Raw genomic sequence first — 10,962 nt, 5'->3', positions numbered from 1 at the left:
GCGCGCGCCGCCGGCGTGGCGGCCGGCGTGGTCGCCCGCATCAGCAACAGCGCCGGTCCCGTCAGCGCCGCCGCGCAGGCCGCGGCCAACGCCGTCGTCAGCAACGTGCCCGGCGCGGCCGGCATCACGATCGGTGGCACGCGGGCCAGCGCCGCCGACCCGGCCGGCCACCCGTCCGGCAACGCCCTGGACTACATGGTCCACTCCAACGGCGCGCTCGGCGACGCGATCGCGGCCTACCACATCGCCCACTGGAACGAGCTCGGCGTCCAGTACGTCATCTGGAAGCAGCGCATGCTCAGCTCCCCGGGCGGCTCGTGGAAGCCGATGGACAACCGGGGCAGCGCCACGGCCAACCACATGGACCACGTGCACGTGAACTACCGCTGACCCGCCTCCCGGGGTGGGCGCCCACGGCCCGCCCCGGGGGCGCCGACGCCGTGCAAGGCCGCGGCTAGTGTCGACGACGTCGGCCGGACGGCCACCCGTCGCGCCGGCCCGATCGCCCGAACCTCAGGAGGAGCCCACCGTGTCGACGACCCGTCGTGGACGAGGGGACGAGGGCGAGTCGCCGATGGCTCCGCCGATCCCGTCCTTCGCCTCGCTGCGCGGGCCGCGGCGCAGCCACCCGGCCATGGACGTGCTCGCGCCGCCGCCCGTGGCGGCCCGGGCGGTCACCGAGACGCCGGCCGCACGGCCGGCGGAGAAGGCCGCCCCCCGGCCGGCCGAGTGGCCGGACCTGCTGCGGTTCGGGGTGCGCATGGCGCACGACGCGGTGCGGCTGCCGCTCCTGCTGGCGTGCGCGCCGGCGCGCCGGCTGCGGCGCCTCCTGGGGTAGTGACGCCGCAGCCGGGGTGGGTCAGCCGCGGACGCGGAGGAGCACCTTGCCGGCTGCCCGGCGCTCGTCGAGCTCGGTGACGGCCGCGACGACGTCCTCCAGCGGGTGGACCGTCCCGAGGACCGGGTCCAGCTTCCCGCTCTCCAGCAGCGGGTACAGCTCCTCCCACTGCTCCTTCGGGTAGCCGGGTGCGCTGCCGGCCCAGAAGGCGCCCCAGCCGACACCGACGACCGAGACGTTGTTGAGCAGCAGCCGGTTCACCTTCACCGTGGGGATCTCCCCGCCGGTGAACCCGAGCACGAGGATCCGGCCCTCGCGCCCCAGGCTGCGCAGCGAGTCGGTGAACCTGTCGCCGCCGACCGGGTCGACGATCAGGTCGACGCCGCGGCCACCGGTCAGCTCCTTGACGGCGTCGCGGAACCCCTCGGAGGGGACGACGTCGTCGGCTCCTGCGGCGCGCGCGACCTCGCCCTTGGCGTCGCTGGAGACGACCGCGACGACCCGGGCGCCGTAGGCCTTGGCGAGCTGGACCGCCGCCGTCCCGAGGCCACCGGCGGCGCCGTGCACGAGCACGTGCTCGCCCTCGCGCAGCTGCCCGCGGCGGCGGAGCGCGAAGTGCATCGTCAGGTAGTTCATCGGCAGCGCCGCGCCCTGCTCGAAGCTCGTCCCGTCCGGGAGCGGGAAGACCATCGACGGCGGCGCCGCGACCACCTCGGCGAATCCGCCGAGCGAGGGGAACGCTGCGACGCGCTGCCCCGCGGAGAAGCCGCTGTCCCCGGGCGCGGAGCGGACGACCCCGGCCACCTCGCTGCCCGGGACGAACGGCAGCGGCGGCTTCATCTGGTACTCGCCGCGGCTCTGCAGCACCTCGGGATAGGTCACGCCGGCGGCGTGCACCTCGATGAGGACCTTGTCGGCGGCCTCGGGCTCGGGGACGTCGACGACCTGGATGGCCCCCGGTCCGTCGAGGGTGGAGATCTGGGCGGCGCGCACGGGTCCTCCTGCGGTTGGGGTCGGGAGCCTCCGAGCTTGTCAGACGCCGCCGGTGGCCGAGGATTCCGGTCGGAGCCCGCGCCTCACGCCGGCGCGGAGGTCTCCTCGGCCGCGATCCGGGCGTTCCACTCCGGCTTGCTCGCCTGCCAGCGGTCCTCGGTGTCGCCGCGACGCCAGTAGCCGGAGATCGACGTCCACTCCGGCGCCAGTCCGTACAGCTCGCGCAGGTGCCGGCGCAGCTCCCGGACGGCGTACGCCTCGCCGTGCACGAACAGGTGCCCACGGCCGGCCGGGAGCTCGGTGCCGCGGACCGCCGCCACCAGCGCCTCGCCGGGAGCGGCGTCCCCGCGGTGCAGCCAGCGCAGCTCCGTCCCCGGAGCCAGGGTCAGGTCGTGCTGCTCCTCGTCGGGTCCGGCGACCTCGAGGAAGGCCAGCGCCCGCGTGCCGGGCGGCAGCCCGTCGAGCGCGGTGGCGATCGCGGGCAGGGCCGACTCGTCCCCGGCGAGCAGGTGCCAGTCGGCGTCCGGCCGCGGCCGGTAGGCGCCGCCGGGGCCCATGAACTGGATCCGGTCGCCCGGCCGGGCCGCTGCGGCCCAGGGCCCGGCGATGCCCTCGTCGCCGTGGTGCACGAAGTCGATGGTCAGCTCACCGGACGCGGCGTCCCAGGCCCGGACCGTGTACGTGCGGGTCACCGGCCACTGCTCGGCGGGCAGCTCGGCGCGCAGCTCGTCGACGTCGTACGGCACCCCGTAGGGCGCGCCGGGCGGAGGGAAGAGCAGCTTCACGTAGTGGTCGGTGAACTCCCCGGCCGGGAAGCCGGCCAGGCCCTCGCCACCGAGCACCACCCGGATCATGTGCGGGGTGATCCGGCTCGTGCGCAGCACCTCGCCGATGCGGGGCGTGCGCTTGCGGCGCGGCCGGTCGGGCTCCGGGGAACGGGCGTCACTCATGGCCCGACCCTAGGCCAGTGAAGTTAGGCTGCCCTCACCTGGGGATGGTTGCCTGCAGCACCGCCTCGGTCAGCGCCCGGGTGCGGAAGTGCGTGAACTGCTGGTACTCCGGGTCGGCCACCATCCGGCTGAACGCCTGCCGCGAGGGATACCGGATGAGCAGCACCGCGTCCCAGTCCTGTCCGGCCTCGGCGACGAGCGGGGTGCTGCCCTCGCCGGCGTAGAGCACCTCCCCGCCGTAGCGGGGGAGGAATGTCGTGCGCAGCGCCTCGGCGTACCGCGCGTAAGACTCTCTGCCGTCGTCGGCGTAGCGCAGCAGGTTGAGCATGACGACGGGGCCGCCCGGGTCCTCCTGCAGGAAGCGCTTGAGGTCCGAGCCACGGGGATCGACAGCCATGCCGCACGCTAGCCCGGCGCGACGCGCCACCGGGCGAGGCCGGCACCCCGAAGCGGTGGGGATCAGCCGTGCCGTCGTACCCGTCGGCGACACTGGCCGGGTGGAGCGGATCGTCCTCCGGCGGCGCGGTGGGGACGTCGAGGTCCGTGGTCCCGGTGCCACCGTGCGGCTGCCCGCCGAGCACCTGCCCGCCCACGTCGCCGAGCGCGAGCACCGGCCCGAGCCGGTGCGCTGGGTGTGGGACGACACCACCCGCTGGTACCCCGCGCTGCTGGACCGGGGCGTGCGCGTGGCCCGCTGCGCGGATCTCCGGCTTTGCCACGCGATCCTGCGGCGCTCGCCGCTGGTCGACCAGGCGCTGCTCGCCGACGACGAGACGCCGGGCTGGGACGTCCTGCAGCCGGTCACCGACACCGACGCCGCGCTGTTCCCGCTCGACGACCCCGCCGACCTGCTGGACCCCGTCGCCGAGCACGACCGGCAGCAGGCCGCGCTCGAGGCGGCGGGGTCGAGACGGGGCCTGGAACTGCTGCTCGCCGCGGAGTCCTCCGGCGCGCTGGTGGCCGCCGAGATGACGCACGCCGGCCTGCCGTGGCGGGCCGACGTCCACGACCGGCTGCTGGCGGGGTTGCTCGGTCCGCGACCGGCCGCCGGGCAGCGGCCCGCGGTGCTGGGCCGGCTGGCCGGTGAGATCCGCGCGGGCCTTGGGGCGCCGGCGCTCAACCCGGACTCGCCGGGGGAGCTGCTCCGCGCGCTGCAGGGCGCGGGGCTGGCGGTGACCGACACCCGCTCGTGGACCCTCGAGCAGTTGGACCACCCCGCGCTGCCGGCCCTGCTGGAGTACCGCAGGCTCGCCCGGCTGATGACGGCGAACGGCTGGGCGTGGCTGGACGCCTGGGTGCGCGACGGGCGGTTCCGCCCGTCCTTCCTCCCGGGCGGTGTGGTCACCGGGCGGTGGGCGTCGCACGGCGGGGGAGCGCTCTCCATGCCCGTCCAGGTCCGGCCGGCGGCCATCGCCGACGACGGCTGGCGGTTCGTCGTCGCCGACGTCGCCCAGCTCGAACCGCGCGTGCTCGCCGGGATGAGCGGCGACGGCGCGATGGCGGAGGCCGCGCGCGGCAGGGATCTCTACCAGGGCATGGTGGCCGGCGGGGTGGTGGCCACCCGCGCCGAGGCCAAGGTCGGGATGCTGGGCGCGCTCTACGGCGGGACCCGGGGCGAGAGCGGGCGGATGATGCCGCGGCTGGCCCGTCGCTACCCCCGCGCGATCGGGCTCGTGGAGGAGGCGGCCCGCGCCGGGGAGCGCGGCGAGGTCGTCCGGACGCTGCTCGGGCGCGGCTCGCCGCTCCCGGCCGCGGGCTGGGCGCAGCGCGGGGCCGACCTGGGGGAGCCGCCCGACGACGGCGGCGACCGCCAGGAGCGCGAGCGGCACCGGCGCGCGTGGGGCCGGTTCACCCGCAACTTCGTCGTCCAGGGCACCGCGGCCGAGTGGGCGCTGTGCTGGCTGGCCGACCTGCGGAACCGGCTGTGGGCGCTGGGGGAGGGGCCGCCCTCCGCCCGGCCCCACCTCGTCATCTTCCTGCACGACGAGGTGGTGGTGCACACCCCCGAGCACCTGGCCGCCGAGGTGGGCGAGGCGGTGCGGGAGGCAGCGGTGGAGGCGGGCCGGCTGCTGTTCGGCGGGTTCCCGCTGGACTTCCCGCTGGACGTGGCCGTGGTCAGCTCGTGGGCCGACGCCTCGTGAGTCGTGCGCCCGGTCAGCCCGCGGTGATCTCGCGCAGCGTCTCGTCGTCCCGGGCCACCCAGGCGCGGCCGTCGTCGGACAGCACGATCGGTCGCTGGATCAGCTTCGGATGCGCCACCAGGAGGCGGATCCAGGTGTCCCGGTCGCGCGGCAGCTCGCGCACGCCGAGCTCCCGGGCCAGCGGGTCGGACGTCCGGGTGATGTCCCACGGCTCCCGGCCGAGGGCGGCCAGCGCGGCGCGGAGCTCGGCCTCGGTCGGCGGCTGGTCGAGGTAGCGGCGCAGCGTGTACTCGACCCCGGCCTCGTCGAGCTGGTCGCGGGCGATGCGGCACTTCGAGCACGAGGGGTTGAACCAGACCTCCACGCGCCCAGCCTAGGGCGGTGCGGCGGACCACCCGCGGCGCGTGATGAGGTGAGCGTCGCCCAGGGCGCCGGGACGAGCCGACGGCGGGCCGGAAGGAGTGGCATGACCGACCTGCTCGCCCTCGACGTGCTGCCCGACGGACTGGCGACGACGACGCTGGTGCTGGTCCTGCTCGCCGGGCTCGCGGCCGGCTTCATCGATGCCGTCGTCGGCGGCGGTGGCCTGGTGCAGCTGCCGGCACTGCTGCTCGTGCCGGGCATCAGCCCGGTCGAGGCGCTCGCGACCAACAAGCTCGGCTCAATCGCCGGCACCACGACCAGCGCGGTCACCTACTACCGCCGGGTGCGCCCCGACCTGCGCACCGCGCTGCCGATGGCGGCGGTCGCGCTCGTGGGCAGCTTCCTGGGAGCGAGCGTGGCGGCGCTGCTCCCGGCCGAGGTGTTCAAGCCGATCATCGTGGTGGCGCTGGTCGGCATCGGGGCGTTCACGGTGCTGCGCCCGTCCCTCGGCGACGTCACCGCTCTGCGGCACACCGGACGCCGGCACCACGGGACGGCGGCGGCCATCGGTGCGGCGATCGGCTTCTACGACGGCATCCTCGGCCCGGGCACCGGCTCGTTCCTGGTCTTCGCGATGGTCTCGCTGCTGGGCTACGCCTTCCTCGAGGCGAGTGCCAAGGCGAAGATCGTCAACTGCGCCACGAACCTCGGCGCGCTGCTGTTCTTCGTCCCGCACGGCTCGGTCTACTGGGGGCTGGGCCTGCTGCTCGGGGCGGCGAACATGGTCGGCGGCTACCTCGGCGCCCGGACGGCGACCGCACGGGGCAGCGGCTTCATCCGGATCGCCTTCCTCGTCGTCGTCACCGCGCTCGTCGCCCGGCTCGGCTGGGACGTCTGGGAGGAGAACCTGCGGCCGCTGCTCGACTGAATCGCCGGCGGCTCGACCCCGGCGGCTCAGCCCCGGCGGGACCGTCCCCGGGGGCCGCCCTGCCGCCCGCCGAGCGAGCGGCCGGCCGCGCGGCCCGCGGTACGGCGTCCCCCCGAGGGGCGGCGGTCCCGGTCGCCGCCGCGCCGCCCGGCGGGTGCGCTGCACGGCCGGCAGGTGGTGAACCAGGGCGCGATCGCCCCGCCGCACTCGACGCACTTCCCGGAGCGGCCCAGCGCGATCGCGTCGGGCAGCAGCTCGGTGATCATCTCGGCGCACTCCTCCTCGACCCAGGCGGCGTCGTCGCCGTCCAGCCCGGCGACGCCGGGGAACTGGCGCAGCAGGGTCTGCGCGTCGCGAGCGGCGGCCGCCGCCTGCTCGTAGTCCTCCACGGTGCCGCCGCGCGGCACGTCGGGGAGCACGGTCTCGGCCGGGACGGGCAGGCCGACGGCGTGCTGGAGGGCGGCCTTGGCCAGCACCAGCCAGCGGGTGCGCCGCGGAGGGTTGTAGTCGATGGCCAGGTTGACCAGCCGCCACACGGTCTCCAGGTCGCCGGCGGCGCCCAGCGGGCCGCGCAGCAGCGGGAGCAGCGCGTGCACCCGCAGCACCAGGCTGGTCACGTCGTCGGCGGTCATCGCCTGGTCACGGGTCGCGGCCCGGGCCCAGGCCATCCAGCGGATCAGCGCCTCGGGCAGGTCGACGGCCTCGAAGGCGCCGAGGTCCTCGAGCTCCGGCCGCAGCCGCGGCGCCCGCTTGGGCAGGTCGCTGAGCTCGTCACCCCGGGCGACGGCCGCCCCCTTGGCGACGAGCGCGGCGACGGGCTTGAGCCCACTGATCCCGATGAGGATGCCGGCGGCGCCGTGGCCGGTCAGGCCGTAGCGCCCGGCGCGACCGGCGATCTGGGCGGCCTCCCAGCTGCGCAGCGGACGCATCTCCTGACCGTCGAACTTCGTCGTCTCGGCGAACAGCACGGTGGTGGCCGGCACGTTGATGCCGTGGCCGATGACGTCGGTGGTGACCAGCACGTCGAGCTCACCGCCGGTGAACCGCTGGATCACCTCGCGGCGGGTGGCCGGCGGCAGCGCGCCGTAGAGGACGCCGACCTTGCCCGGCCGGTGCTGGTCGAGCTCGGCGGCCGCGGCGTAGACGGCCTTGCGGGAGAACGCGACCACCAGGGTCTGGGGTCGCACGCCGTTCGGCCGGACCGGCGCCCGCAGGACGTCGAGCCGGGAGAGCCGCTTGTGGTTGACGACCTCGATGCGCTCGGCGTCGGAGACCAGCGGCTTGAGCACCAGGTAGGCCTCGGCGGCGGAGATGAGGTGCATCTCCCCGTACTCGCCGGTGAGCAGCAGCCGGGCCCAGTGGTGGCCGCGGTCGGGGTCGGTGACCCAGTGCGCCTCGTCGAGGACGAGCATCTCGCCGCGCGGCGGCGCCTTCTCCACGGTGCAGCAGACGATGGGGGCGAAGGGGTCGATCTCCTCCTCGCCGGTGGAGAGGCCGACCGTGCCCTCGGGCAGCTGGGCGGAGAGCTTCTCGTACGCCTCGTGCGCGAGCTGGCGCAGCGGCGCGGCGTAGACCCCGGACCCGGTGGCGGCCAGGGCCTGCAGCGACTCGTAGGTCTTGCCGGAGTTCGTCGGGCCCAGGTGGAAGACGACGTTCTCCGGGCGGACGGCGCGGACCGGCAGCTCCGGCGCGGCCCCCTCCACCCAGCTCTCCTGCGCGAGCCGCTCCTCGCGGGCGGCGGCGCGGTCGGCGTCCCGGGCGGCGGACTGGCGACCGGCGGAGCGTTCGCGGCGCCGCGACGTGGCGGCGGACGAGCGGGACGGAGCGGGCGGGGGCTGGAGCTCGGGCAAGCAGGTGTCCTTCGGGGTGCACGGCTGGGGGGGGGTCGACGCCGCGGAGTGGGCGGACCATCGCAGGGCGCAACACCGGTGGAGGCCGGTGCATGCCCGCGGACCCCCGAAGCGTCTCATCCGGGCCGCCGGGGCCGGGACGTCAGGCGGTGTGCAGCCCGAGCTGACCTGTCGTCGACCCCGGCGCCAGCGGGGCGGTGGGTCCGGCGAGCACGAGCCGGTTGTCCATCAGTTGCATGGTGATCGGGCGGACGCCGAGCCGGGTCATCACCGACACGGCGGCGGTCTCGTCGCAGCCGTTCAGCACGACCGCGGTCCGCTCCCCGTCGGCCACGATCTCGTCGGTGGTGCGCAGCGCGGCGGACAGCTCGGCCGCCGGACGCGGGACGACGGCGAGCACCGCGATGTCGGACCGGGCCTCCCGGTGGGCCACCGGCCGGCCGGCGGTGACGGCGGCCATGCGGGAGATCTCCGCGCTGACGACGCCGGCCAGCAGGTCGGCGCTGCGGTCCCAGGAGAAGCAGCTCGCCCAGGCCCGGCACGACTCGGCGAACTGGTCGGCCCGCACGGGATCGGACACGTGACGCAGCGCACCGGTCAGCGCGGCGCCGAGCTGCCCCGGCTCGTCCACGAGCCAGCCCGTCTCGCCGTCGAGCACCGAGTCCCGGACGCCGGGCACGCGCAGCGCGAGGCAGGGCACCCCCCATGCGGCCGCCTCGAGGACGGCGCAGCCCCAGCCCTCCGCCTGTGAGGTGGACGTCGTCAACCAGGCCCGCGAGAGCAGCTCGTCACGGACCTCGTCCGACGTCCGCCCGTGGAAGGTGACCGTCGACTGCAGCCCCAGCTCGTCGGTGAGGTTCTGCAGCCGGGCCCGGTCCGGCCCGTCGCCGACGATCTCCACCCGCAGCCCGGGGACGGCGTCGGCCACGGTGCTGAGGTGGCCGAGCAGCAGGTCGATGCGCTTGTGCACGACGAGGCGGCTCACCAGCACGATGGTCGGCTCCGTGGCGCGCCGGCTGTTCCGGGACGGCAGGTCGACGGTCCCGTTCGGCACGACGAAGACGGGGCCGCGGAAACGCAGCCGGGTGCGCAGTTCGTGGCGGGTGGACGGGGAGACCGCGACGATCGGCCGGTCGCGGTAGACGCTGCGCGACGCCGGCCCCTCGAGCCACCGCCCCAGCGCGGCGGCCGGAGCCGGGAAGTGGGTGCCGAACTGGTCCTGGTGGACGTGGTGGACCACCTGCACGATCGGTGTCCGGCGGCCGGCGAAGAGGGGGGAGAAGAACGGGATGCCGTTCTGGCAGTCGACGACGGCGTCGAAGTGGCCGCGGGCGAGCCAGCCGCGGAGGGCCGTGCGGGGGTAGACCGACAGCGCCCCTCCGGCCCGGCGGACGTGCATCCCGTCCAGCCGTTCGTGCCCCGGGCGCCCTGTGACGGCGGCGGTCAGCCAGGTGACGTGGGCACCGGACTCGACCCAGCGGGATCCGATCTCGTGCATGTACTGCTCGGCTCCGCCGGCCATCGGATGGCGGACGTCGCGCCAGTTGAGCACGAGGATCCGGGAGCCGCGCAGGAGCTCCGAGTTGTCGATCACGACACCGACCTCCCTGCCACGCGCTGCAGCTGGAGCACGGTGCGGAACGCCGAGACGCCGTCGCGCAGCGGCGAGAACGACGACCCGGTCGCGTGGCTCCACGCGACCGGCACCTCCACGATCTCCGCCCCCGCACGTTGCAGGTTGCGCAGCAGCTCGACGTCGAAGGCGAAGCCCGTGGTGCGGCAGGTCGCCAGCGCGGGCACCAGCGCCGCCCGCTCGAAGAACTTGAAGCCGCACTGGGTGTCGTGCACGCCGTCCACCAGGCGGCGGGTCATGGCGCGGAACACCGTGCCGCCCAGTTGCCGGGCGGCCGGCTGGTGCTGGACGAACCGCGCCCCGGGCGCGTGCCGGGATCCGACGACCGCCGCGGCACCGGCAGCGAAGTGCTCCATGACGGTGGAGAGGGTCTCGACAGGGGTGGCCAGGTCGGCGTCGAAGAAGCCGACGAAGCGCGACCGGCTGCGCAGCAGACCCCGCCGGACGGCCGCGCCCTTGCCGGGCCGCGCGCACCCCACGAGCTCCACCGGTACGTCGTCGGACGCGGCGCCGAAGGCGCGGACGACGTCGGCGGTCCCGTCGGAGCTCCCGTTGTCGACCACGACCACGCGGGAGGACCAGGACTGCTCGCGGAGGAAGTCGACGGTGCGGTGCAGGGTGTTCGGCAGGCGGGACGCCTCGTTGTAGGCGGGGATCACGACCTCGAGGTCGACGGTCGGCCGGGTCTCGCGCGCAGGTGCCCGGCGCTCGGACGCCGGCGGACGCTGCCCCCGCAGGTGGACCAGCACGGGACGTTCGCTGCGCGCAGTGGCGGACGAGCAGACCACCGGTGCGGCACCGGCGGCGACCGCGCCCGCGCTCACAGGGCAGCCCTGACCGGGCGGTCAGGACACCGGGCGCACGACTCGGTTCCCACGTCCCTGGTGCTCCCTCCGGTGCCGGGGAAAATCGTTCCTCCCGGTGCCGAAAGTGCACGGGGGGCCTGCTGGTCCGACGGTGGTGACGGACCCGTCGGTTTCGCTGACGGGCCGCCAATATGGTCTGCGTCTCACGACGGGGTCAAGCCATGGCCGAGCGATCGCCGCAGGTGAGCGACGCGAGAGGTCGTCGACGGCGGGGGCCTGGACGGGGTCGCGTGGTCGTGTCACCGCCCGTCACGCGCGCTTTTCCCGGTGACCGGATGTGCGTTTCTTCGTCGTCGACCGTCCTGCCATTCACCCTGAAGCGTGAATGGCAGACGATCACCGTGGATGACCGTTCGATCACGAATCGTCGATAGCCCGCAGGAATCGTCCCGAGGACGGT

The 10,962-nt window shown here is 75.2% G+C and carries 11 protein-coding genes; 4 read left to right on the top strand and 7 right to left on the bottom strand.

The genetic code is table 11. The features are described 5' to 3' along the window. On the top strand, positions 1-390 hold a 390-nt coding region (locus A6V29_RS03885; protein ID WP_502700071.1), incomplete at its 5' end, for a VldE C-terminal domain-containing protein. 139 nt (positions 391-529) lie between these two features. Then, positions 530-838 carry a hypothetical protein gene (locus A6V29_RS03880; protein WP_137159073.1) on the top strand — a complete coding sequence of 103 codons (309 nt, stop codon included), beginning with the start codon at positions 530-532 and terminating at the stop codon, positions 836-838. 21 nt (positions 839-859) lie between these two features. Here A6V29_RS03880 and A6V29_RS03875 read toward each other — a convergent pair whose 3' ends face one another. The 3 genes from A6V29_RS03875 to A6V29_RS03865 form a co-directional block, all read right to left on the bottom strand. Continuing rightward, positions 860-1,831 (bottom strand): NADPH:quinone oxidoreductase family protein, encoded by a 972-nt coding sequence (locus tag A6V29_RS03875; RefSeq protein WP_137159072.1) that lies wholly within the window; start codon positions 1,829-1,831, stop codon positions 860-862. An 83-nt stretch (positions 1,832-1,914) separates the two neighbouring features. Beyond that, a complete protein-coding gene (locus A6V29_RS03870) occupies positions 1,915-2,781 on the bottom strand; it encodes a siderophore-interacting protein (protein WP_137159071.1) in 867 nt (288 codons plus the stop codon). A 34-nt stretch (positions 2,782-2,815) separates the two neighbouring features. Beyond that, positions 2,816-3,178: a DUF1330 domain-containing protein gene (locus A6V29_RS03865; RefSeq protein ID WP_137159070.1), complete on the bottom strand. Its 363-nt coding sequence runs from the start codon at positions 3,176-3,178 to the stop codon at positions 2,816-2,818. Between the two features lie 100 nt (positions 3,179-3,278). Here A6V29_RS03865 and A6V29_RS03860 point away from each other — a divergent pair, with 100 nt between their 5' ends. Then, entirely contained in the window at positions 3,279-4,922 is a 1,644-nt protein-coding gene (locus tag A6V29_RS03860) for a bifunctional 3'-5' exonuclease/DNA polymerase (protein WP_212718978.1), read from the top strand. A 13-nt stretch (positions 4,923-4,935) separates the two neighbouring features. Here A6V29_RS03860 and A6V29_RS03855 read toward each other — a convergent pair whose 3' ends face one another. Continuing rightward, positions 4,936-5,286, bottom strand: a complete 351-nt coding sequence (locus A6V29_RS03855; RefSeq protein ID WP_137159068.1) for an ArsC/Spx/MgsR family protein — start codon at positions 5,284-5,286, stop codon at positions 4,936-4,938. Positions 5,287-5,388: 102 nt separating this feature from the next. Here A6V29_RS03855 and A6V29_RS03850 point away from each other — a divergent pair, with 102 nt between their 5' ends. Next, complete coding sequence (locus tag A6V29_RS03850) at positions 5,389-6,213, top strand: sulfite exporter TauE/SafE family protein (RefSeq protein WP_137159067.1); 825 nt, start codon at positions 5,389-5,391, stop codon at positions 6,211-6,213. 26 nt (positions 6,214-6,239) lie between these two features. Here A6V29_RS03850 and A6V29_RS03845 read toward each other — a convergent pair whose 3' ends face one another. The 3 genes from A6V29_RS03845 to A6V29_RS03835 all read right to left on the bottom strand — a co-directional run bounded on the left by A6V29_RS03845 (position 6,240) and on the right by A6V29_RS03835 (position 10,520). Next, positions 6,240-8,063, bottom strand: coding sequence for a helicase-related protein (locus A6V29_RS03845; RefSeq protein WP_249932997.1), 1,824 nt, complete (start codon positions 8,061-8,063; stop codon positions 6,240-6,242). Between the two features lie 142 nt (positions 8,064-8,205). Beyond that, the gene (locus A6V29_RS03840; RefSeq protein WP_249932996.1) at positions 8,206-9,657 is read right to left on the bottom strand and encodes a glycosyltransferase family 4 protein; all 1,452 of its coding nucleotides are present in this window, start codon (positions 9,655-9,657) and stop codon (positions 8,206-8,208) included. Then, positions 9,654-10,520: a glycosyltransferase gene (locus tag A6V29_RS03835; protein WP_249932995.1), complete on the bottom strand. Its 867-nt coding sequence runs from the start codon at positions 10,518-10,520 to the stop codon at positions 9,654-9,656. Before A6V29_RS03835 ends, A6V29_RS03840 begins: the two co-directional genes overlap by 4 nt. Positions 10,521-10,962 lie beyond the last annotated feature (442 nt).

This window comes from Blastococcus sp. CCUG 61487 (assembly GCF_005222955.1).
Classification (GTDB): domain Bacteria; phylum Actinomycetota; class Actinomycetes; order Mycobacteriales; family Geodermatophilaceae; genus Blastococcus.
This window is presented reverse-complemented; position numbering and strand designations above follow the sequence as displayed.